The sequence below is a fragment of the Hymenobacter yonginensis genome, from assembly GCF_027625995.1.
Taxonomy (GTDB): Bacteria; Bacteroidota; Bacteroidia; order Cytophagales; family Hymenobacteraceae; genus Hymenobacter; species Hymenobacter yonginensis.
Genome location: NZ_CP115396.1, coordinates 2,365,285 through 2,388,060, shown reverse-complemented (window position 1 = coordinate 2,388,060; position 22,776 = coordinate 2,365,285). Strand labels below are relative to the sequence as shown.

15 protein-coding genes are annotated in these 22,776 nt (G+C 56.5%); 11 read left to right on the top strand and 4 right to left on the bottom strand.

Features of this window, described 5'->3' with window-relative positions:
- Window positions 1–21: 21 nt before the first annotated feature.
- Both O9Z63_RS10310 and O9Z63_RS10305 read right to left on the bottom strand, forming a co-directional pair.
- Window positions 22–1,941, bottom strand: coding sequence for an ABC-F family ATP-binding cassette domain-containing protein (locus tag O9Z63_RS10310; RefSeq protein ID WP_270125110.1), 1,920 nt, complete (start codon window positions 1,939–1,941; stop codon window positions 22–24).
- 141 nt (window positions 1,942–2,082) lie between these two features.
- Entirely contained in the window at window positions 2,083–2,316 is a 234-nt protein-coding gene (locus O9Z63_RS10305) for a hypothetical protein (RefSeq protein WP_044017104.1), read from the bottom strand.
- A gap of 107 nt (window positions 2,317–2,423) precedes the next feature.
- Between O9Z63_RS10305 and murI the strand changes: the two genes are divergently transcribed.
- The 11 genes from murI (at window position 2,424) to O9Z63_RS10250 (ending at window position 21,072) form a co-directional block, all read left to right on the top strand.
- A complete protein-coding gene (gene murI, locus O9Z63_RS10300; protein ID WP_270125109.1) occupies window positions 2,424–3,245 on the top strand; it encodes a glutamate racemase in 822 nt (273 codons plus the stop codon).
- A gap of 71 nt (window positions 3,246–3,316) precedes the next feature.
- The gene (locus tag O9Z63_RS10295; RefSeq protein WP_270125108.1) at window positions 3,317–4,003 is read left to right on the top strand and encodes a hypothetical protein; all 687 of its coding nucleotides are present in this window, start codon (window positions 3,317–3,319) and stop codon (window positions 4,001–4,003) included.
- 93 nt (window positions 4,004–4,096) lie between these two features.
- A complete protein-coding gene (locus O9Z63_RS10290) occupies window positions 4,097–5,275 on the top strand; it encodes a glutathionylspermidine synthase family protein (RefSeq protein ID WP_270125107.1) in 1,179 nt (392 codons plus the stop codon).
- Between the two features lie 356 nt (window positions 5,276–5,631).
- The gene (locus tag O9Z63_RS10285; protein WP_270125106.1) at window positions 5,632–6,258 is read left to right on the top strand and encodes a CsgE family curli-type amyloid fiber assembly protein; all 627 of its coding nucleotides are present in this window, start codon (window positions 5,632–5,634) and stop codon (window positions 6,256–6,258) included.
- Between the two features lie 37 nt (window positions 6,259–6,295).
- Window positions 6,296–6,727, top strand: coding sequence for a curli production assembly/transport component CsgF (locus O9Z63_RS10280; RefSeq protein WP_270125105.1), 432 nt, complete (start codon window positions 6,296–6,298; stop codon window positions 6,725–6,727).
- A gap of 52 nt (window positions 6,728–6,779) precedes the next feature.
- Complete coding sequence (locus O9Z63_RS10275; protein ID WP_270125104.1) at window positions 6,780–8,174, top strand: CsgG/HfaB family protein; 1,395 nt, start codon at window positions 6,780–6,782, stop codon at window positions 8,172–8,174.
- Window positions 8,175–8,382: 208 nt separating this feature from the next.
- Window positions 8,383–9,048, top strand: coding sequence for a hypothetical protein (locus O9Z63_RS10270; protein ID WP_270125103.1), 666 nt, complete (start codon window positions 8,383–8,385; stop codon window positions 9,046–9,048).
- 88 nt (window positions 9,049–9,136) lie between these two features.
- Window positions 9,137–9,721, top strand: a complete 585-nt coding sequence (locus tag O9Z63_RS10265) for a hypothetical protein (RefSeq protein WP_270125102.1) — start codon at window positions 9,137–9,139, stop codon at window positions 9,719–9,721.
- A 385-nt stretch (window positions 9,722–10,106) separates the two neighbouring features.
- The gene (locus tag O9Z63_RS10260) at window positions 10,107–11,651 is read left to right on the top strand and encodes a carboxypeptidase regulatory-like domain-containing protein (protein WP_270125101.1); all 1,545 of its coding nucleotides are present in this window, start codon (window positions 10,107–10,109) and stop codon (window positions 11,649–11,651) included.
- Between the two features lie 734 nt (window positions 11,652–12,385).
- Complete coding sequence (locus O9Z63_RS10255) at window positions 12,386–15,745, top strand: T9SS type A sorting domain-containing protein (RefSeq protein WP_270125100.1); 3,360 nt, start codon at window positions 12,386–12,388, stop codon at window positions 15,743–15,745.
- A gap of 947 nt (window positions 15,746–16,692) precedes the next feature.
- Window positions 16,693–21,072, top strand: a complete 4,380-nt coding sequence (locus tag O9Z63_RS10250) for a T9SS type A sorting domain-containing protein (protein ID WP_270125099.1) — start codon at window positions 16,693–16,695, stop codon at window positions 21,070–21,072.
- A gap of 247 nt (window positions 21,073–21,319) precedes the next feature.
- Here the strand turns inward: O9Z63_RS10250 and O9Z63_RS10245 are convergent, their stop codons facing one another.
- Together O9Z63_RS10245 and O9Z63_RS10240 are read right to left on the bottom strand one after the other, a co-directional pair.
- On the bottom strand, window positions 21,320–22,003 hold the full coding sequence (locus O9Z63_RS10245; protein ID WP_270125098.1) for a hypothetical protein: 684 nt from the start codon (window positions 22,001–22,003) through the stop codon (window positions 21,320–21,322).
- 365 nt (window positions 22,004–22,368) lie between these two features.
- Window positions 22,369–22,695: a HesB/IscA family protein gene (locus tag O9Z63_RS10240; RefSeq protein WP_044017122.1), complete on the bottom strand. Its 327-nt coding sequence runs from the start codon at window positions 22,693–22,695 to the stop codon at window positions 22,369–22,371.
- Window positions 22,696–22,776: the final 81 nt, after the last annotated feature.

Here is a 22,776-nt window from a genome sequence, read left to right as displayed (position 1 = left end):
GAGCTTCAGAGCAGCAGGAGGCTAGATGAATTCGGCCAGCTCCAGCCACCGCTCGCCTTTGGCGTCGAGGTCGGCGTCGGTGCGCTTGAGCTGGGCGGCCCAGTCGGCCAGCTCGGTGTGCGAGCCGGAGCCGGCGTTGAGCTTGTCGATGAGCTGCTGTTTCAGGACTTCCAGCTGCGCCAGCTCCTTTTCCAGCGTTTCGTATTCCTTTTTCTCGGCGAAGCTGGCTTTGCGCTTGGCCGGCGCGGGGGCAGCCACGGGAGCCGGGGCTGGGGCCGTTACGGCCGCCTTGGTAGCAGCGCGGGCGGCCTTGGCGGCTTTTTCCTCGGCTTCGAGGGCAGCTTCGGTTTCGCGCTCAGCCAGGTATTCGCGGTAGTCGGTGTAGTTGCCGGGAAAGTTGAGCACAGCCCCGCCGGGTTCCAGCACAAACAGGTGCTCGGCCAGCTGGTCGAGGAAGTACCGGTCGTGGCTGACGATGAGCAGGCAGCCTGAGAAGTGCAGCAGGAAGTCTTCGAGGATGTTGAGCGTGCCCAGGTCCAAGTCGTTGGTGGGCTCGTCGAGAATCAGGAAGTTGGGGTTCTTGATGAGCACGCGCAGCAGCTGCAGCCGGCGCTTTTCGCCCCCGCTCAGCTTGCTTACCAGCGTGTACTGCTGGGCCGGCGGAAACAGGAACAAGCTCAGGAACTGGCTGGCTGTCAGTACGTCGCCGTTGGCAAGCTCCACCACCTCGGCCACCTCCTTCACAATGTCAATCACGCGCTGGGAAGGATCGAATTCCAGCTCGGTCTGGGTGTAGTAGCCGAACACGGTGGTCTGGCCCACCTCGATGGTGCCGGAGTCGGGCGCCAGCTTGCCCGTGAGCATGTTCAGCAGCGTAGACTTGCCCGCGCCGTTGGGGCCCACGAGGCCGATCCGGTCTTTCTTTTTGAACACGTAGCTGAAATCGTCCAGCACCACGTTGTCGCCGAAGGCCTTGTTGAGGTGGCTGGCTTCAATGATTTTTCCACCCTGGCGGGTGGTTTTCACGCTCAGCTCCACCTGCTGCTTGCTCAGGTTGGTGCTGGCTTTTTCCTTGGTTATATAGAAGGCGTCGATGCGGGCCTTCTGCTTGGTGCCGCGGGCCTGCGGCATGCGGCGCATCCATTCCAGCTCTTTCTTGAACAGCTGGCGGGCCTTTTCCACCTCGGTAGCCTGGCGCATTTCGCGGTCGGCTTTTTTCTCTACGAAGTAGGCGTAGTTGCCCTGGTAACGGTACATCTGGCCCTGGTCCAGCTCCACAATTTCGTTGGCCACCTTGTCGAGGAAGTACCGGTCGTGGGTCACCATGAGCAGCGTCAGAGTCGGCGACGACAAACGGTTTTCAAGCCACTCGATGGTGGCCAGGTCCAGATGGTTGGTTGGTTCGTCGAGCAGCAGCACGTCGGGCTCCTCAATCAGCACGCGGGCCAGGGCCACGCGCTTGCGCTGCCCGCCCGAGAGCATGCTCACGTTGCGGGTGAGCAAGTCGCCCAGAATGCCCAAACGGCTCAGAATCTGCTGCACCTGCGCCTCGTAGTCCCAGGCATTGAGGGCGTCCATGCGCTCCAGCACCCGCTGCAGGTCGTCGGATTTGTGGTTGGGGTCGTTCACCACGTGCTCGTACTCCTTGATGGCACGGAGCGTGTCGTTCTGGCTGGCGAAGATGGTTTCCTCCACCGTCATGCTCTCATCGAACACGGGCTGCTGGCCCAGATACGTCACCCGGATGCCCTTGCGGGTGCTCACTAGGCCGGTATCGGGCTGCTCCAGGCCCGCCAGAATGCGCATCAGCGTGGTTTTGCCGGTGCCGTTGATGCCCACAAAGGCCACGCGCTGGCCCTGCAGCAAGCCAAAGTTCAGGTCCCGGAAAAGCCACCGGTCGGCATAGTTCTTCGAAAGGTTCTCAGCGGAAAGCAGATTCATGCCGCAAAGCTACATCACAGATGATGCAGATTATGGGAATTCCGCAGATGCAGTTGATTAACGCCCGAATCAGCGAAATCAGCGCCATTCGTAGGGCGTTGCCCGGATCAGCGAAATCAGCGGCATCTGCATCATCTGTGATTAAATGACCAGCACCCGGTCGACGTGCAGGTCGTCGCGTAGGATTTCCAGGCCCCGGTAGGCCAGCGGGCGGCCGGTGTTGTGGGTCAGCTCGCCGCCATCGGCGTGCAGGTGGGCCACATCCAGAATCAGCTGCGTGTATTTTCTTTCGCCCAGCTCAATAGCAACAGGGCGTCCGCGGGAAGAATCGAAAGAGGCCAGAGCCTGGTCAATTTCAGCCAGAATAGTGCTCATACGCAGGGGCAGAAGGGCGGTACGAAGTCGGAAGATAGGAAATTGGCGGTATTGTGGAAACCGGCGGCTACAACAGTTTGCATGGTTCCTCGTTACTTGCCGCCGATATGAACCCAGACCTTTCCATCCGTCCCATCGGCGTATTCGACAGCGGCATCGGGGGCCTCACCGTCGCGCGGGCCGTGGCACGCGTGCTGCCCCACGAGCGGCTCGTGTATTTCGGCGACACGGCCCACCTGCCCTACGGCGACAAAAGCACTGCCGCCATTCAGGCGTACAGCGTCAAAATCTGTGACTTACTGCTCAAGCAGCAGTGCAAAGTCATTCTCATTGCCTGCAACTCAGCTTCTGCCGCGGCCTACGAGCTGGTGCGCGAATACGTGGGGTCCAAGGCGCGGGTGCTCAACGTCATCGACCCGATTGTGGCCCATGTGGGGCAGGCCTACGCCGGCCGCACCATCGGGCTGATTGGCACCAAGCAGACGGTAAACAGCAACGTGTACCGCAAGAAAATAGACGAGCTGGATGCCGGCGTGCAGCTGCAGAGCCTGGCCACCCCCTTGCTGGCCCCGATGATTGAAGAAGGCTTTTTCGATAACAGCATCGCCGGCAACATCATTGAAAGCTACTTGACTAACCCTGCTCTGGAAGGCATTGAGGCCCTGGTGCTGGCCTGCACGCACTACCCGCTCATCAAAAAGCAGATTACCGACTTCTACCAGGGCCGCACGGCCGTGCTGGACGCCTCCGACGTGGTGGCGGCGCACGTGCAGCACTACCTGCAGCAGCAGAACCTGGCGGCCCAGCCGGGCAAAGCGGCGCCGGTGCATCACTTCTACGTCTCCGATTTCACCCGTTCGTTCGAGGAAAGCACGCGTATATTTTTTGGCCAGGAAGTGCACCTGGAGCACTATCCGCTCTGGGAGTAGTGTTGTACTAGCTGCAGCTCACGGCTCGTGCCGTTGCTTTCCGTTTCGTAATCCTTCCTTTTCTCACTCCGATGAATAAGCCTTATTACCGTCTCGGCGACCTGCGCCGCAATGTGCTGCTGATGGCTGCCGCTACCAGCCTGGGACTCCTGCTGCCCGCCTGCTCGGGCGGCAGCTCCGACACCGACAGGGCCACCACCCAGGAAGACTGGGGCGGCGGCGAGTCGTATTCGGAAGGCGTCATCACGGAAATGACCGAAGTGAAGCCGGGCGAATGGAAAATCACGGCGGAGCGCCCCGCCGGCAAAGAAGAAGTGGCCGCCGTGCTCAAGCACTTCGATGGCAAGGTAGATACCCTGCAAGGCCAGGCCCTGCAGCGCCAGATGCAGGAATACACGCGCGTAAACCCGGAAAACCGCATGGGTGGCACCGGCATGATGGATATTCTGATGTGGGGCGGTATCGGCTACATGGCCGGGCGCTTCCTCACGCCGAACGTGGGAGCCTACGCCAACCCCGGCATTGTGCAGCAAAACAACGGCTGGCGCGGCCGGGTGGCGCAGGAGCGCGACCAGGGCCGGGGCTTCTTCGGCCGCGGCTTTGGTGGCAGCCGCACCAACAACGGCGTGCGGCCCAGCACCAGCGTAGTGCGCAGCACCGGTTTCGGCAGCCGCAGCAGCGTCCGGAGCACCGCGCCCAGCAGCAGCCGGAGCTCCGGTTTCGGCAGCCGCAGCAGCAGCCGGGGCTTCGGCGGCTGATTCCGGCAGCCGGCGCGGCCCATCAGCCTACTTGATGCCTGCACGCTTTCTTGAGTCTCCTTTCATAATCTCTCATTCGTACCGCTTACCCCCATGCCTGATATTTCGCTTTTGCCGCTCTCCGGCGACGTAACGCCGGCCGTACGCAGCCTGGGCTGGGATTGGGTGGTGGAAGAAGACTGCCAGAACTACGTGGCCCGCGAGGCCGTGCAGCTACCCGAAGCCGAGGCCGATGCGCTGCTGGAGGCCGCCGATACGCTCTATGAGCTGCTGCTACAGGCCATTCCCGACCCCATTCCGGACACGCTGCTGCGGCTACTGGCCATTCCGGAGCTGCTGTGGCCTGCCGTGCGCCACTCCTGGAACGACGACCGGCACTGGCACCTCTACGGCCGCTTCGACTTGGCCCAGACTCCGGAAGGCCCCAAGCTACTCGAATTCAACGCCGACACCGCCACCAGCATCCCCGAAACGGCTGTGGTGCAGTGGGCCAGCCTGGTAGCCGCCGGCCAGGCCTCCGACGACCGGCAGGCCAACGGCCTGTTCGAAGGCCTGCAGGCCCAGCTAACCGAGTGGCTGCAGCGCAACCCCGACCTGCCGCCCACGCTGCTGCTCGTGCACCTGCCCGACAGTGCCGAAGACGCCGCCAACTGCGCCGTAGTGGCCGAGGCAGCTGCGGAAGCCGGCTTCAAGCACGTGCACATCTGCTCCGTCGATGCCATGCAGGTATCGGTGGTGGGGAAGGATAGGGGTGTGTGGGCCGAACAAGCCCCGGAGCAGTGGCGCCAGTTTGGGTTTCTGTTTAAGCTGGTGCCCTGGGAAATTCTGGCCGCCGAAGAGCCCGAGCTGACGGCCGACCTGCTGCAGCTGCTCCAAAGCCGCGACCTTATCATTGCCAACCCGGCCTACACGCTGCTGTTCCAGAGCAAGGCCATCCTGGCCTTGCTCTGGCAATGCTTCCCGCAGCATCCGCTCCTGCTGGAGGCTTCCCTCTCCGAGCTGCCCGGCCACAGTGTGCGTAAGCCGCTGCTGGGCCGCGAGGGCCAGAACGTCACGGAAATGAATGCCCGCCAGCCTGGGCAGGCCGTGGAAGGCGAGTTTGCCGGACAGACGCAGGTTTATCAGTGTTTCGCCCACCTTCCGCAGGACGACCGGCAGCGTTTCTACCAGGCTGGGGTGTTCTGGGCTGGCAGCGGCTGCGCCATCGGCTTCCGTCGGGCCGCTGGCTTCATTACCAACCTGTCGGAGTTCGTGCCGCATGTGGTAGCGTAAAAGCGTCTGTAAGCTTATTGCTTACATAGATAAGGCCCGCCTTTACGAAAGTAGAGGCGGGCCTTATCTATAAGCTTTGAGCTATGGCATCTGATTGACAAGTTGTTGCGGAGTGACGTGTGCATGGGTTTTTAATTATTTCAATTATTGATAGATTAAAATCGTGAAAAATCATTGTATTATTTCGTTTAATATTTACATTCATGCCGCAAAACTGCTCTGCCTATCTCGTCCTGGTAAAACCGAGTTTTTAACGTCCTGGCTTATTCTGCCTGCGAAGGGCAGATTAGGTACTGGGTAAGTTCAGTCTAGAGACGAAAGGGCATTTATAAATCCATCAATTCTCACTCAACCCAATGCTACGCCAGCTCTCCTTATCTACATTGGTGCACTGGCTTACGTGTAAGCAGCCGTTGTTTAGACAGCTGGCCAGCACCTGTTTTGTTATCTGGCTGGTATTGTTAGGCTGCCCGGCGCTGGCCCAAAATGAGCGACGGATTCCGGTAAGGGAAGGTAGCAATGCCCAGAAAACGCCCGAAGTGCCTGTAAAAGAATCGCAGGCAGCACCGTTGCCGGCCAAGAAACTGGAGGAGGCCCTGCGGCTGCTGTTGCAAGCTGACTCTTCGCAGACACAACGTCGCCAGACGGCTGGAATAGAATCACAAGGCTTGGTTGTCGATCAGACGATAACCAAGATTGGCCGTGACTTCTACAGCGTGTTCTATACCGCCTTCGAAGCCCCACCAGGCGTCAACGAATACAACATCACCATCATAGAATTGCCGGCTCGTGGCAACAGTGCCTTGGTGTCGCTCGCCGTGAACGATGAGACGCTACTCGAGATACCCTTGCAGCCTAAGTACGACCTGATAGAAGAAGCCGCCATCCAGGCCGTAGGGTTGGCCAGCGACTATCTGGTGGAAGCCCAGCGCGTGAGCAATCAATTAGAGCGCGGCGAACTGAAGGGCCGAGAAACCTACTGACAACTTCCCATTTCTTGCTTCACTACTCCCACCCCCTATGAAAACTCTTTTTACTCTATGCACTGCCCTGCTGCTTATGCTCGCTGGTAGCCAAGCGCATGCACAGGACTTCGTTTACGAACCCAAAAACCCGTCTTTCGGCGGTGGAAACAGCTTCAACTACCAATGGTTGCTCAGTTCTGCTACCTCGCAAAACACCATCGAAGAGCCTGCTCGCGACACCGGCACTGGCGTCAACGCCAACGATCCGCTTAATGGCTTTGCTGAAAACCTTAATCGACAGATTCTGAGTCAGCTGACCAGCCGGTTTATCACGTCGCAGTTTGGTTCGGGGCCGGTGCGGGAAGGTAGCTATACGGTAGGCACTTATCAGATTGAAGTGACGCCCGGTGCCAACGGAGTAGTTATCCAGATTACCGACTCCAGCACCGGCAACCAGACCACCGTCACTATTCCAAATATCCCTTAGCCAGTCGCACGGCCACTAGCTTATCTTCTCTCTGTTACTGCCTCACCTCCCCATGCGTACCATCGCCACCTGGAAAGTATACTTAGCTATCACGCTGCTCCTAGCAACTGATGCCTGCGCGCCTTATTTCCATCAGCCACTCACCACCGAGCCCGCGCGTCTGGGGGCCGAGGTTATCCGGCCCCGTCCAATCCAGAATATGCCGCAGCCCCGCGAAAAGGCGGTCGTGGCCGTGTATAAGTTCCGCGACCAGACCGGGCAGTACAAGCCTACCACCAATGGCTCAAGCTTTTCAACGGCCATCACGCAGGGTGCTACTACTATTTTGATAAAGGCGCTGGAAGAGTCTAATTGGTTTGAGCCGATTGAGCGCGAAAACCTAGGCAATCTGCTGAATGAGCGCAAAATCATTCGTTCGACTCGGGCCGAATACAGCGAGCAGACTGGGCAACGACAGTCGCCGTTGCCGCCGCTGCTGTTTGCGGGAGTGCTGCTGGAAGGCGGTATTATCTCCTACGATGCCAATATGCTGACCGGCGGTGCCGGCCTGCGCTACTTTGGAGCCGGCGCCTCGGGCCAGTATCGGCAGGACCGTGTCACGGTGTATCTGCGGGCCATCAGTACATCCAATGGGCGGGTGCTCAAAACAGTTTACGTCAGCAAAACGATTCTTTCGCAGCAAGTAGATGCCAGCCTGTTCCGATTCGTGAACTTCAAGCGGCTGTTGGAAACCGAGACTGGTTTCACATACAACGAACCTAGCGAAATGGCAGTGAAGGAAGCCATTGAGAAGTCAGTGGAAGCCCTCATCTTCGAGGGCCTGCGCGACCGGCTGTGGGCGCCTAAAAACGTGGAGGACCTACAGGGTCCGGCTATGGCTGCTTATTTCCAGGAGAAAGAGCAGAATGCTTCCATTGATGTGCTGGGCCGCGAACTGACGGAACGCCGCAGCCGCTTTGGGATAGGGCTTTCGGCCTCACTGCAGCAATATTCCGGTGATTTCGCCAATCCTCGCAATGATCCGGAAGGTACTGCTACACTGCGCTACCAGTGGGGAACCGGCTTCCTAAGTTCTTTTGCGAACGTAGGCTGGGGCCAGTTATCGGCGCGGCGCTACTTCAGCCAGGACTTCAGCTACGCCGAAGCGGGCCTGATGATGCGTTTGCTGCCGCAAGATAGATTCACGCCCTACGCTATGGCAGGGGCAGGTGCTACGTTGCGCAATCAGCCAGCAGTCAGCGGCAGCCAGCGGGTGCTGCCGCATACCTTATTGGGCATAGGAGGAGAGTACCTGCTCTCACCACGTATTGGCCTGAATGCCAGCATCGAAAACCGCTACTACCTAAGCGACGACCTCGATTATATGGACTACGGCAAGTATAATGACTATGTCTGGGCAGCTCGTCTGGGCTTTACCTACTACTTAGGTAGCCATCGTATGAAATAATTTGAAGCCCTTTTAATCGGTCAAATGGCTGATTGAAAGGGCTTTTGCTTATTATATAACTATGTAAATAAAAATTTGAATAAAAAATTTACGCACTTGCTTGCATTATGAAAAAAGTGCTTTATATTTGAATTGTCTATCCGGAAGAGACAATTAAAAAGTAGTAAAACAAAATTCTAACCCCTCCCCCAAAGTCCCCCTTTTCCCCATGAAAAAGATCCAACTCCTCGCCGCTGCACTCCTGATGACCGGTGCTGCCTTCGCTCAGTCCGCCCCTAATGCCCGCCCAGCGGCACAAGGCCGTGGTGCAGCTGTCCGCGCAATTCCTACTACTACCCAGATTTCTGCTACCAGCCGTAATGCCGGTTCGGTTGACCATGATTCGTATGTGCAGCAAGTAGGTACTGATAACTACGGCGTCGTTCGGCAGGCTGGTTCCAACCAGTCGGCTGATATGTACCAGAACGGTACGGGCAACGATGCTTATCAGACGCAGTCTGGCAGCTCGCCACTTAATGGCCTAAACACTGCTTACTCCAGCCAAACCGGCAACAACAACTATGTTGACCAAGTACAAAGCGGCTGGCGTGGAGAAGCCATCGTAGAGCAAGGTGCTACTGGTGACGCCCAGAACCGCAACTATGCTGTGCAAGAGCAGACCGGTGACCTCAACTACGGCTACATCGACCAGGATAGCGACGACAACTTTGCTCATCAGAAGCAAACCAATGCTACCGGTTTGATCTTTGGTATCCCCGGCAACTTTGCTGACACGCGTCAGGGTGATGGTAGCCTCGGTTCTAATAACCAATGGAGCCAGGTTGTACAAGATGGTAGTGGCAATGCTGCCATCGTTCGTCAGGACCACCCCTAATCGGATTTGTGTCTAACGCACAATTGGCCGGGTCTTCTCTTCTTTGTGAAGGGAGGCCCGGCCTCTTGGGCATTAACATGACATGGCTATGAAAAAACTGTTTTTTCTGCTTTGCACAGTTAGCGCCGCTAATCTTTGGCTGCCAGCTACTGCACAAAGCCGTACCGACCCGGAAGACCTGCGTGTAGAGCAGCGCCTCGCCGAAACCATTGGCTTGGAGCGACTGCCTAATGCCCCAAGCCAAGCCGATGCGCGCAACGTGTCGTCGTTGCTACAGATGGGCACCGGTAATCGGGGCGCTATTACACAGAACAATACTGGTGTTTTGGCCAACTCGGCTTTTGTGGAGCAGGCAGGCCTTAGCAACCAACTCAGCTTCACTCAGACAGGAGAAGGCAACAGCGCCCGCATTACGCAGGACGGTGACCGAAACGAGCTAAACGTAAACCTGACCGGCGACAGAAACGAAATGAAGCTGGTGCAGGATGGTGACGACAATAAGATCAACAGCACCGTCGTCGGAGACAGCCGCAAGTATGAAGTCATGCAAATAGGTAATAATCATACACTCAACCAGCTGGAATCGACACCCCTGGCACCACGCGGCTATAGCGTGGAGATGCGCGGCAACGGTATCCAGCTTACTATTGAGCAAGGTAGGGTACTACCATAAGCTGCATGATAGAGATGGTAAAATGTTGGTGGCAATCTGGTTATAGTCGATAACCAGGTTGCCATTTTTTGCATCTCAGTAGTTTTGAATTAAATTCTGAATTTTTAAAATTATTCTTACATTTATGGCTCCGATGATACGGCCATTCTGCTAATCGTAGGTTCTTGAGTATTGCATAGATCGTTGCTTTGAATAGCTGGTAGCGTGGATATACTCATTATCCATACTTGATATATTGCACATATGATGTATTATTTCAAAATGTTGAATTACAGCGGTTAATGATATTTTTAGGGGGGTGCTACCAGATGCCTGAACAAGTTCCCTCACTGATTTCCTAGTCTGTACCTACTCTGAACTCTCCCACCTTAGCCTGCCTTAAACCATGAAAACACTTATTCCCAACCGAATACCACTTGTGTGGATTACCCAGTGTCTATTGCTAGTAAGCGCCTTATTCGCCGGAGGTTGTAAAGAGGATACAGTAGAGCCTACGCTGTATGGGGCCGTAGAAGGAGTGGTAATAGACGGGGCAACCAACCTGCCACTTGCAAATGTATCCATCACTACCAACCCTGCCACTAGTTCTTATACTACGGATGCCGCCGGCAAATTTTCCATCCCGGACGTACCGGTTGGTGAGCTGGCTGTGACGGCGCGTAAAGCAGATTATCGCCAGGAAGTAGCAAACGTATACATTAATGAAAATCAGACTCTACCCGTTTCACTAACGCTGAGCAAAGCCGCTACCTCCAATAGCCGGCCGAACCTGCCCTCTAAGCCCCGTCCTACCGATGGAGCAACTGCCCAGCCAGTGGAATTGACGCTACGCTGGAAAGTCTCGGACCCCGACAAAGTTGACTCGGTGCTGTACAGCGACGTAACACTGTTCGAAAGCAATTCCACTGACCGCCGCCAACTCCTGACCAATTCCACTGATAGCAGTGTGGTGGCCACTGGTCTGAAATTTAATACCACCTATTATTGGCAGGTAACGGTACGCGACAAAGCCGGTGAGCTTGTCCGTGGGGATGTATGGAGCTTCCGCACCCGGGAAGTACCCGATAATGCGTTCCTGTATGTGCGGCAGACAGGGAGCAATACAGACATCTACTCATCGGATGCTACCGGCGGTAACTTGGTTCGGCTTACCAACTCTCCTTTTGTGGAAGCTTCGCCACGGCTTAGCCCCTTGCTCGATAAGGTGGCCTATACTTCCAATGCTTCCGGTCAATACCGGCTCTATACCATGAACCGCGACGGCTCCGATCAGCGCCTTATTTCGCCGTTGCCAGTGGAAGGATATAATAACTTTGGAGTAGCCTATTGCTGGTCGCCAGATGGCGCGCAACTATTGTTCGCTAACAACGACAAGCTCTGGCGCATTAACCGCGACGGCTCTGGCCTAGTATTACTGGCTACGGCGCCCAGCGGCCGTAACTTCCGCGAATGCGACTGGAATGGCCAGATCAACCGGATTGTGGTACAGACAGTAGGGGCAAGCATCTACGATTCTGAAATTTACCTGCTCGATGCCAATGGTACGAACCTCACGCAACTAGTCGGTAACTTACCTGGGCGACTGGATTCACCGTCCTTTAATTTGTTAGGTAATAAGGTGATGTATACGCGCGATTTAAGTAGTTATGTGGATCCGACCGGTCGGCAGTTGGATGCGCAGATATTTGTCCAGAATCTGGATGGTACTGGAGTTACGTCGCTATCCGCATTACAAGGCACTGGTGGGGCAGGGGGTAAACCTGTGGGAACCAACGACGTTTACCCTCGCTTCAGCGGTAACGGCGCTAAAGTCGTTTTCGTGAACGTAAGCAACGTCAATCAATCGGTACCGGAGGTATGGCAAATGGATCTGACTGGTAGTAACCGCGCCCGTTTGTTTCAAAATGCGACACAGCCTGACGCCAAGTAGGCGCAACAGTTCCCTCTCCTAACGTGCTCATTTAGTCCACTATCCTGAAAAGGGTAGTGGATTTTTTTGCGCTATCTTGATTAAATCCATTTTGTCGTAAAGGTGAGTGTCAAATTGGGAAGGCTAGTCAAGGCGGTACTTTGGGCATTATGCGCTGGCTCACCCGGCGCGGTCTGCGGTTTCCGCTACGACGCTATGGGCTGTCGGCAAGGATTGGTAACGGCTCGGATGTAGCAGCTGTACGCCGAAGTATGGTGGGAGGGAAAGAGGTAAAACCACCTTGAATGAGCTGGCCAATGGCCGATTGGCAAGGAATATAGAAGTATTTGTAGTGGCTAATGCATTGACTTGCAACGGGTAAAAAAACCTATTATTTGATATGTAGTATAACAAGCTGCCGGGTTATTCAGATTTTTGCCGCAAATTTGCATCTGAAACAAAAAGTATAAAACATTCATTATTTTATATATGATGAACCAGTACTGCCTTAATTTTCTTATTTCCCTAATAATGTAATAGGCGCTGTACTGGCACGGAATATGGTTGAGCAGTTCCGGAAAAACCCAAACACGTTGTTTTTAATGTGCTTAAAAATGTTCAATAAGATGTAAGAAACATAGCAATCCTCACGTTTGCTGCTGCGTATCATCTTCTGCTACCGGTGCAGTTACTTACTGCCTTCTCTTCTGTTTTTTTTCACTTCACTTTTGAAACGCTCACTTTTTGCTTATACTATGAACCACACTTACCAGCGTAATACACGCCGGATTTCTAGGTTTGTCTGCCAAATGCTGTTTTTAGTAGCATTGGTGTTACCTGGTTTTTCCAACGCACAGATTTTCACGGAGTCAGTAGGTACGACTGCTACTGAGGGACAAACCATACAGAGCTACAACAGGCAGGGTGGGTTTGACAATGACCAAGAGAAAGGGCTTCAATATCAAGGCAACGCTCAGTTGTCTCTATTAAACCCTTCCACAGGCTATCCTAATAGCTCCGGTTCAGTTAACGTACTTTTTCCGACAAATACAGGTGCCACCAGTACTTTTACTATTGGCGACATCAATTTGACAGGTATCAGCAACCCTCAGGTAAGGTTTGCTCTTTATATTCCAGCAGGTGGTCCAACGACCATCGCTGCTCTGCGAAATGCTTTCCGTTTAAATCTAGCGTCATCGGTAGATGCTGCTTCATATTCGGTGTATGACACTAATGTTCCCTACACTCCTGTATCAGGCATTACGCCAGGAACTTGGAACGCATTCGTTCTAAATCCAGCAGCCCTGCCTGCTAGTGACCAGCGCTTTCTACAGTTGCGCTTTATCCGTTTGAACAATACTCAGGCCCAAGCGCGTCAGTATCAGTTAGACGATGTCACTCTTAGCGCTACTACTACTCCCACCATTCTTGTAGCTCCACAAGCGCTTTCGTTCGGTGGACAAACTGTAAACACTGCCTCTGCCGCGCAAAGGATAGATGTTAATGCTGTCTATTTGAATCAAGATATTACGGTAGCCGCTCCTGCAGGATTTCAAGTGTCTCTCACATCTACCGGAACATATACTTCGACTGTGACTTTGGCAAGAAAAATAGACGGTAGCACTAGTACGTCTGTTTTTGTACGGTTTCTCCCTACTGCTACTGGCAACTATGTAGATAATGTTCAGTTTTCGAGCACAGGGGCTACCACCGCTTCTGTGGGTGTATCTGGTGTAGGACAAACAGCCCCTGCTACATTGGCAGTCTCTACTAATGGTACCCTTGACTTTGGGTCTGTGGTTGTAGGCAACGCATCGTCTCCCCAGAGCTTCACGGTAAGCGGCAATAACTTGGGTGCTAACCCTGTGACAGTAGCTGCCCCTTCAGGTTATCAAGTACGCACTGGTACCAATGTTTTTGGCTCCAGTGTTACGCTTACGCCGGTAGGAGGAACTGTTGGATCTACGCAAATAGATGTACAATTTGTCCCTACGGCCGCCGGAACTGCTAATGGCAACGTTCAGGTATCCGCCCAGGGTGCTCCAACTCAACTAGTGAGTGTAACAGGCATTGGTACTGCTCCAACCCCTGGAGCTACAATTAATGTTTCGCCAGCCTCTCTGGCATTCGGTAATATTACCGCAAGTGGCTCAGGTGATACCCGGCAGCTGACAGTTAGTGGTACTGGCTTGACAGATAATATTACACTGACACCTTCTGCCAATGTACAGATTCGGAATGCTTCAGCAGGTGGGGCTTTTACAAGTGATGCATTAGTAGTACCGCGGACTGGTACTACAGTAGTGCCAACTTCAATAGAAGTGCGACTGGTAGCACTCATTAGCGGAACTACCTTTAATGGAAATATTACCGTAACGAGCGCAACAGCATCTCCTGTCGTTGTACCAATTTCGGCAACCTCTAATGGAAATATATCGGACATTTCCATCACTAATCCTGCTAATAACAGCTTTACTTTCGCTACGCGACCAAACTCCATTTCGGTCGCTCAACAATTTCTATTGGCAGGTACTAATCTATTACAACCACTCACCATTGCTCCTACAGGGCCATCGGCTCAGTATTTTCAAGTCTCGGAAGACAATGTCAATTTCTTTAATCAATTGACTTTCACTCCTGATGTTCAAGGGAATGTAACTCAGCGTCCGATTTATCTGCGCTTTCTGCCAGGCAACAATGCTCTAACCGTCAACGCCATTATTCGGGCGACGAGTTCGCCAGCTCCTGACCGTGACGTTTCTGTTACCGGTATCAGCGAACCAACGATTCGACTGAGTCGCTTACTGGGTTCCTTTGGTGATAACGTAGTGAAAAATACCACCACAGCGCCAGTAACAGCTCTGCTTGAAGGTTTCCTTTTGGGTGGGAATGTGGATATCCGTTTCCCTGCCGACACCGATGACCCAACGCGTAATCCGTTGCAGACACCTCAGTATGAGCTTTCACTTAACAACGGAGCATCTTACAGCAAAATCGCGACCATCACACCAGATGCTAATGGTAATTTCTCACAACAAATTCAGGTACGCTACGCTCCAACTCGTGTAGGAGCTTCAGCACAGGAATTGGAAGTGCGAAACAGCTCGCTGAATTCAGGTAACTTCTTTGTTTTGACAAGTGGCAACGGGCGTGTACAAGGATTTGCTATTGCTCCAGTACCGACAGCTCAATCAACAGCCGTGATTGCGCGTGATATCAACTCTAGCACCGCCACCATTACTTTCAATTTGAGTTCACCACCTGCTGGCACTAGCTATGGTCAGAACCGCTTGGTTATTGCAACTACTACCTACCAGCAATTGCCTACCAACCTGTTTCCTCAGCCCAAGCAGAATTTCAATCCAGGTGTAACAGTGTCGGGTGCCTACCAATTTGGCTCTGGAACTGCAATTGAAGCCAGCACTAATACGTATGTAGTATTCAGTGGCGCAGCTAATAACTTTACCGTGGGCAACCTGACTCCCGGTGTAGTATATTACTTCTATTCATTTGAGTTCAACGATGATGCTCTTCTCAATGCAGAGAATTATCGTGTTCCCAACAACCAACCACAAGTACCGCTGCCAGTGGAGCTGAAAAGCTTCACGGCTCAGCTTCGCAACGGCCAGGTGAACCTGAACTGGGTAACGGCTTCGGAGCGCAACAACCAGGGCTTTGAAGTACAGCGTAGCCAGGATGGCCGCGAGTTCTCGACCATCTTGTTCAAGAAAGGCAACGGCACCACCAGCGCCCGTAGCACCTACGATGCCGTAGATGCCCGCCCACTGGCCGGCCTGAGCTACTACCGTCTCAAGCAGATTGACACCGACGGCAAGTTCTCGTACTCGCCGGTAGTAACGGTGAAGAACGCGGGCCTCACTGAGGCTAGCTTCTACCCGAACCCAACTTCGGGCAAGCTGACGGTGGCCCTGCCCCAGGCTACGACCGCCGAAGGCCTGCGCGTTCGTATCGCCGACCTGACCGGCCGGGTGCTGCGCGAGCAGAGCCTGCCCGTAACCGGCGAGCTGGACCTGACCTCGATGCCCGCTGGCACCTACATGGTGACTGTAGGCACCGGCGACCAGCAGGTGACCCGCAAAGTGGTGAAGAACTAAGCTACCGGCGCGGCCCTCGCCGCTCCGCTCCAAAAAAAAGCCTTCCGCAGCTGCGGGAGGCTTTTTTTTTGGCCGGATCTGTAATGATTCCTTAATATGTAGTATGTTGTACTACTCCCTGAATAACTTGTACCTTTGGGGTTGCACACCTTCGTCTACTACATCTTTCACCTTTGTTGCATATGGTCGCACCAGTTACTCGCTCATTCGCCACCCGTTCCGGCCCCGTTTGGCGGACGTTGTTTGTGTTCTTGCTGTTGCTGAGCCCGGTAGTAGGGTGGGGGCAGGTCACACTTACGGGAACTTTATACACCGAAACTTTCGACGGAATTGCAAGTGGCTATCCTACTGGTTGGACAGGGAGAACGGGGGCTAGCAGTAGCAATTTAGGATCAACAAGCACTCTAAGCGCTACTGCTAATACTTGGGCTAATGCGACTGGTAACTTCCGTAATGTCGCGTCTGCTGATGGACTTACTTCGAGCGCAAATACAGCAGCACAGAATGCTTCAACTGACCGTGCTTTTGGACTTAGGCAAGCGGGTTCTGGTGGATTCGACCCAGGTGCAGCTTTTGTATTGCAAATAGCTAATACCACAAATATTTCAGCTGTAAGCGCAGACTTTAAGTTTCAGCTTTTGGATGAGCAAGCACGCTCGACCACGTTTGTAGTTGAATATGCAGTGGGTGCGAACCCTTCCTCCTTTACACAAGTAGGAAGTCCAATTACAGCAACGACATTTGGCACAACTCCAATATCTATTTCATTTGGAAGTAGCCTAAATAATTTAGCAGGACCTGTTTGGATACGTATTGTGGCCCTCGCAGGTAGCACAGGCTCTGGAAGTAGAGATACACATGCAATCGACGACTTCCAATTGAGCTATACAAATGGCACTACAACAACCCCCACCATCACCCTTTCCTCTGCTGCCGCGCTAACCTTCATGACTACTGAAGGAACTGCTTCTGCCGCGCAGAGCTACACCGTCTCGGGTGCTAATCTGACTGACGGCATCAGCATTGTGGCACCCACCGGCTACGAACTGGCGCTGGAAACTACTGCTGGCTCCAACACACCCGGTACGTTTGCGGTGGCTCCCGCGGGCACCCCATTGGTGCTAGACCGCACGGGAGCTACCGTGGCGGCTACCCGCGTTTTTGTGCGACTGGCCAGTACCACAGTGGCTGGTAACTCGTATGTAGGCAACCTGACCCACAGCAGCTCCGGCGCTACCGACGTTACGAAGGCGGTAAGCGGCACCGTTACGGCGGCTCCTACGCCCAGCATCAATGCCGGCACGGGTACTCTGGTCTTCAGCACTACGCAGGGCACCCCATCTGCCCAGCAGAGCATTGCCGTAACGGGCACGAGCTTATCGGCAGGTATTGATGTGGTAGCACCAGCCGGCTACGAACTGTCGGCTACGTCCGGCAGTTTCGCGGGGGCTACCAACACTTTGCAGCTACCGGCGGCTGGTGGCAATGTGTTCGTTCGGCTGAGCGGAGCTGCTATCGGCACCTTCAACGGCAACATCACCTTTACCAGCGGTTCGGTTTCCGCTTCTCGGGTGGTGCAGGGAACCGTAACGGCAGCTTTCATAGGCGTGTTTGAGCCATTTGAAACCGGCTCCACGCCCGGCACCGGATATGTTAGCCCAGCCGCAGCCACCGCCTTTCCTTCCGGCAATTGGACTTTCTTTCAGGCGCTAACAGCTACTACAGGCAATGACAATCCTCGGGGCAGCCAAAACGTGCGAATCCGAGGTGGAGGATACATTGAGTACACCAAAACTAACGGTGTTGGCGAACTGAGCCTTTATGCGGCGCGCTTTGGCTCGGATGCCAGCACTGATAACAGCTTTGCCATTTCCTATTCTACGGATGGTGGTACTACCTTCACTCCAGTAAGTGGTACCCCTGCTACACTGGGGTTGAATACACTGGCGCTCTATTCCTATACGCTGAATGTGCCAGGCACAGTCCTGATTCGTATTGCAAGCACCAATCTGTCAACGGGCAATAACCCGCGTATCAACATTGATGATGTACGGATTGCGGATTTTGGTGCCACCACGCCCTTCATTTCTAGCATCACACCTACCAGCGGGCCCACGGGTACGGTGGTTACGGTGAATGGGGGCAACCTCACCGGCATTACCGGGGTCCTGTTCGGCACTACGCCCGCCAGTGGCTTCACGCTGGTCAGCGCCACCCAGCTCACGGCTACCGTGGCTCTCGGCACTCCGGCCGGCGCCCAGGCAGTCAGCGTAACAGATGGCACCAACACGGCTACCGGCCCGGCCTTCACGGTGGTGGCCACGCCCAGCATCACGGCTTCCGTCACCAGCCTCTCGGGCTTCAGCACTTCGCAGGGTACGCCCTCGGCCACCCAGACCTACACCGTGCGCGGCGACGGCCTGGGCAACAACGGCATCGTGGTTTCGACGCCGGCCGGCTTCGAGGCGGCTACCACCGCGGGTGGGGCGTACACCAGCTCGTTTACGCTGCCCACCAACGGCAGCGGCAACGTCGCCACCACCACCATCTTCGTGCGCCTGACCGGCGTGAACCAGGGCACCTTCACCGGCAACCTAGACAACAACTCGGCCAGCGTAGCGGCCCCGGTGCAGATTGCGCTGCAAGGCACCGTGAATGCGGCTCCCGGCCTGGTGGCCAACCCAACTTCCCTTGCCGGCTTCACGGCCACGGTAGGCCAGAACTCGGCCGCCCAGAGCTACCAACTCACCGGCTCGGGCCTCGTGGCCGACGTGGTAGTGACGGCTCCGAACGGCTACGAGGTTGCCACTGCCGCCGCCGGCACCTACGCATCGTCGCTGACGGTGGTGCGCAGCAGTGGCAGCGTCAACCAGACCATTTTTGTGCGTCTGCGCAACACCATTGCCGCCGGCAGCTACAGCGCGGGCAATGTCACCAACGTCAGCGGCGGTTTCTCGGTGTCGGTAGCGGTGTCGGGCACCGTAACGGCCCCGGCCACGCTGGCGGCCGAGCCTGCCACAGTGGGCACCATCAGCTTCGGCGCCATCACCAGCACGTCCATCCGCGTGAACGTGACGGCCGGCGACGGTTCCGGCCGCCTGCTGGTAGTGCGGCAAGCTGCTCCCGTCACCGCCGACCCCATCGACGGTATTGCCTACACGCCCAGCCCGGCCTTCGGGGCGGGCAGCGAAATCGGGAGCCAGAACTACGTGGTGCTGCGCAGCACGGCCAACGCTCCCGGCGTGACGGTAACGGGCCTGACTCCCGGCGTGACGTACTACTTCCGCTTGCTGGAATACAACGGTACCGGTGGCAACACCAACTACCTGACCAGCCCCACCGACAACAACAGCGCTGCCACCAGCGCCCCGGTAGCCACCACCGGCCCCGGCGAACTGTACATGGAGGAAGCCTTCGATTATCCGCTGGGCACCACGCTCACCAGCACTGGCAACTGGACCTCATTCGGCGGTGGCACCACTACCAACGTCATCCAGACCGACAACCTGAGCTTGAGCGCCAGCCAGTACGGTACGCCCAGCCTGGGTACTGCCGCCAAGCTCGACGCCGACGGCCAAGACGTGCGCCGGACCTTCTCGCCCGGTCTCACGGCCGGTACGCTCTACACCTCGTTCCTTGTGAACATGGGCGCCAATGGCATTGGAAGCAATGATGACTACTATTTCAGCCTTTCGGGCGCTGGCAACGGCGACACCCGGGGCCGTATTCACTTCCGCGCCAACTCCGGCGGCCCCGGCTACAACATCGGGGTGAGCTTTGCTGGCAGCACCGGCGGCAGCAATACCCTAATCAACTACGCGGCCGATGGCAGCGGGCCGCTGGCTTACACCTTCGGCCAGACCTACACCGTCGTGATTCGCTACACCCGCAACCCGGGCACCAACGACGACGTGCTGCGCCTCTACGTGCTCGACCAGAACACGCCTGTGGTGGAGCCCGCCGTGCCGCAGGTTGCCGACTTCCCTATCACCTTCGGCGGCAGCGGCTCCACGGAGGTGGATATCAACTCGGTGGTATTGCGCCAGAACTCCAGCAACCAGAACCTGGTTATCGACGGGATTCGGGTGGGTAGCGGCTGGGGTGCCGTAGTTGGCCGGCCGCGCTTCATCGATGAGCAGTTTGCGCTGCGCGCCGGCAACTACTACGACGTAGAAGTGAACCTGCCTTCGGCCGCCGAGGTGGTAGCCGTGCAGGGCATGGCCACGGTAGAAAGTGCGCTGCTCCTGACGCAGGGCCGCCTGCTCACGACCAGCGCCAACCTGCTAACGCTGCGCTCTTCGGCCAGCATCGTGCCGGCCACGCCTACTATCACCTCTACCAGCTTTGTGGATGGCCCGTTGGCCTGGGAGTACGATGGAGCCACCAACCGCACGTTCCCAATTGGTAAAGACGGCATCGTGCGGCCCTTCACTCTCAACGTGAGCCAGACTGGTACCGCCATCTACCAAATGGAGGTTATCAATGAAGCCTCGCCGGACTTCGGCCTGCCGGGCAACATTACGCGCCGCTCGCTGGTGCGCTACTACACGCTCAACCGCCTGTCGGGCACGGCGGCTGTAACGGCGGCCCAGGTTACGCTCACCTACGGCACCGACGACGGCGTAAATGATCCGGCGTTCCTGCGGGTGCTGCGCTCCGTGAATGGGGCTGCGTACGAAGACCGGGGCCAGAGCAGCGGCGGTACCGGCAACCCCACGGGCGCCATCATCTCCGATGCTTTTGCCGCCGACTTCAACCTGCAGAACATCTTCACGCTCGGCAACCAGACGCCCGGCACCAATCCGTTGCCCGTGGAGCTGATACGCTTCACGGCCCAACGGCAGGCCAACGCCGTGCGCCTGGACTGGGCTACGGCTTCCGAGAAAAACAACGCCCGCTTCGAGGTGCAGCGCTCCGCCGACGGCGCGCAGTTCCGCACCCTGGCCACGGTAGCCGGCCAGGGCACCACCGCCCAGCGCCACACCTACTCCGCCCTCGACCGGCAGCCGCTGCCCGCCACGGCCTACTACCGCCTGCGCCAGGTAGACACCAACGGTCAGGCGTCGTTCTCGCCGGTGGTGGCCGTAGCCGCTGGCAAGGAGCTGGCCCTTTATCCTAACCCCGCCCACACGGAGCTGCAGGTGGTAGCGCCCGCGCCGGAGGCTACCTACCGCGTGCTAAGCACCATCGGGGCCGTGCTGCTGGAAGGCCGCACCAGCACCGGCAGTGCCGCGCTGAACGTAGCGTCGCTGCCCGCTGGCCTCTACCACCTGGAGGTCACAACGGCTGCCGGCCGCGTGGTGCGCAAGTTCACCAAGCAGGACTAGCCGTTCAGAAGCCTTGGCAACAGCTGTTGCCAAGGCGCCCAGGCAAAGCACAACGCCCCTTCCACTGCAGTGGAAGGGGCGTTGTGCTTTGATACTGAGTAGATAGACACACGTAATCAGGCGTTAGATCTGGTTCGATCAACTGATTGATACGTTTTAACCATTGTCATCATGCCAATTACTCATAGCTGCCTACTTGGTATGATGAGCCCACTACTGCGCTGGCACGGCCCGCAACGGCAACGGTTTACTGTTTAGTGGTATCGTCGGGGCCGTCCTGGCCGCCGCGCTTCACCACGCGGGCTGCGGCTTTGTAGGCGTTCCAGAAGTCGGGGGCATCGGGCGCGTACACGGCCAGAAGGTCGGTGAGGCGGGCCACGAGGCGGGCGTTTTCTTTGATGAGGCGTTCCAGACCCTGGCGGCCGGCGGCGCCGGCGGTGTCGTGGAGGCGGCCTTCGGTGGCCGCTGCGCGCAGCTCCTGTAGCAGCTTCTGCGCCTGCTGGTAGTGCTCGGGCAGGAAGCGGCGCTTAGCCAGCGCGGCGCTGCGCTCGGGCACCAGACTCAGTAGGCGGCGGGCTTCCTCGGCAAAGGTGGCTTCGGGGAGTTTGGTGAGCTGGCCGGGCTGGCCTGCCAGCGCCTGCAGGCGCAAGTCGCCGGTGGCGGTGCCGGCCGCTTTCAGGCTTACTGCCAAGCGCTTGAGCAGTTCGGTGAGCTGGCGGCGGAGGCCACGCTTGCGGCTGGTGCTGCTGTCGGAGTCGGCCTCCAGTACTTGCGCCGACAGGGCCTGGGCCTGCGCTAGGCTGCGTCCAAGCAGCTCGCGGGGGCTGGCTATATCCTCTTCCAAGTCGGCATACTGCGCTTTCTGTTCCTGCAGAAACGCCAGCAGGGTGGTGTCGCGCCGCAGGCGGGCCTCAATCAAATCGTTTTGCATGGCAAATAATAGGGGAGATGTGTACTGGAAAAAAGGGACTGATAAACTCGTTTCCGGCCATTGCCGCCCGGTAGCTACCCCTACGCGTCGTGTTTCCACTCGTGCGCGCAAGGGCGCTACCCATACGCGCCGTGTTTCCACCTATGCACGTGACGTTTTCACCCGTGCGCTCAGTATTTCCATCCGTGCGCGCCACGTTTCCACGCGTGCGGATGACGTTTCCAATAACTCAGGCGGGGGAGCAGGGCGGCTACTGAAATGGCGCAACCAAGGGAAGCGGAGCGCCTGGCTGTTTATGCAACAGGGCCTCTCCCGGTTTGGAAGAGGCCCTGTTGCCCGAACAGCTGACCGGCAAGGCTGTGTCGCTATACCGAGAAACTCTCGCCGCAGCCGCAGGTGCGGGAGGCGTTGGGGTTGTCGAAGTAGAAGCCCTTGCCATTGAGGCCGTCGGAGAAGTCCAGTTCGGTGCCGGCCAAGTAGAGGAAGCTTTTCATGTCTACCACTACCCGCACGCCCTTGTCCTCAAACTCCTGGTCCATGTGCTTCACTTCGTTGTCGAAGTCGAGCTTGTAGCTCAGGCCCGAGCAGCCACCACCGGCCACGGAGGCCCGCAGACGGTAGGTAGAATCCAGCTCTGCGTCGCGCATGAGGCTTTCTACTTTCGCTTTAGCTTTTTCAGAAACGGTAATCATGGCGTTGGTACTTGGTATGAAGTGCTTGAGCAGCCGGAAAAGCGGCCGCTACGCTGCGGTGCCGCGTTGTGGCGGCCGCGT

Coding starts and splice junctions, on each gene's coding strand:
- O9Z63_RS10265 (WP_270125102.1), top strand. CDS start 9,137: ATGAAAAAACTGTTTTTTCTGCTTTGCACAGTTAGCGCCGCTAATCTT.
- O9Z63_RS10305 (WP_044017104.1), bottom strand. CDS start 2,316: ATGAGCACTATTCTGGCTGAAATTGACCAGGCTCTGGCCTCTTTCGAT.
- O9Z63_RS10290 (WP_270125107.1), top strand. CDS start 4,097: ATGCCTGATATTTCGCTTTTGCCGCTCTCCGGCGACGTAACGCCGGCC.
- O9Z63_RS10255 (WP_270125100.1), top strand. CDS start 12,386: ATGAACCACACTTACCAGCGTAATACACGCCGGATTTCTAGGTTTGTC.
- O9Z63_RS10280 (WP_270125105.1), top strand. CDS start 6,296: ATGAAAACTCTTTTTACTCTATGCACTGCCCTGCTGCTTATGCTCGCT.
- O9Z63_RS10295 (WP_270125108.1), top strand. CDS start 3,317: ATGAATAAGCCTTATTACCGTCTCGGCGACCTGCGCCGCAATGTGCTG.
- O9Z63_RS10285 (WP_270125106.1), top strand. CDS start 5,632: ATGCTACGCCAGCTCTCCTTATCTACATTGGTGCACTGGCTTACGTGT.
- O9Z63_RS10250 (WP_270125099.1), top strand. CDS start 16,693: ATGACTACTGAAGGAACTGCTTCTGCCGCGCAGAGCTACACCGTCTCG.
- murI (WP_270125109.1), top strand. CDS start 2,424: ATGAACCCAGACCTTTCCATCCGTCCCATCGGCGTATTCGACAGCGGC.
- O9Z63_RS10240 (WP_044017122.1), bottom strand. CDS start 22,695: ATGATTACCGTTTCTGAAAAAGCTAAAGCGAAAGTAGAAAGCCTCATG.
- O9Z63_RS10245 (WP_270125098.1), bottom strand. CDS start 22,003: ATGCAAAACGATTTGATTGAGGCCCGCCTGCGGCGCGACACCACCCTG.
- O9Z63_RS10270 (WP_270125103.1), top strand. CDS start 8,383: ATGAAAAAGATCCAACTCCTCGCCGCTGCACTCCTGATGACCGGTGCT.
- O9Z63_RS10310 (WP_270125110.1), bottom strand. CDS start 1,941: ATGAATCTGCTTTCCGCTGAGAACCTTTCGAAGAACTATGCCGACCGG.
- O9Z63_RS10260 (WP_270125101.1), top strand. CDS start 10,107: ATGAAAACACTTATTCCCAACCGAATACCACTTGTGTGGATTACCCAG.
- O9Z63_RS10275 (WP_270125104.1), top strand. CDS start 6,780: ATGCGTACCATCGCCACCTGGAAAGTATACTTAGCTATCACGCTGCTC.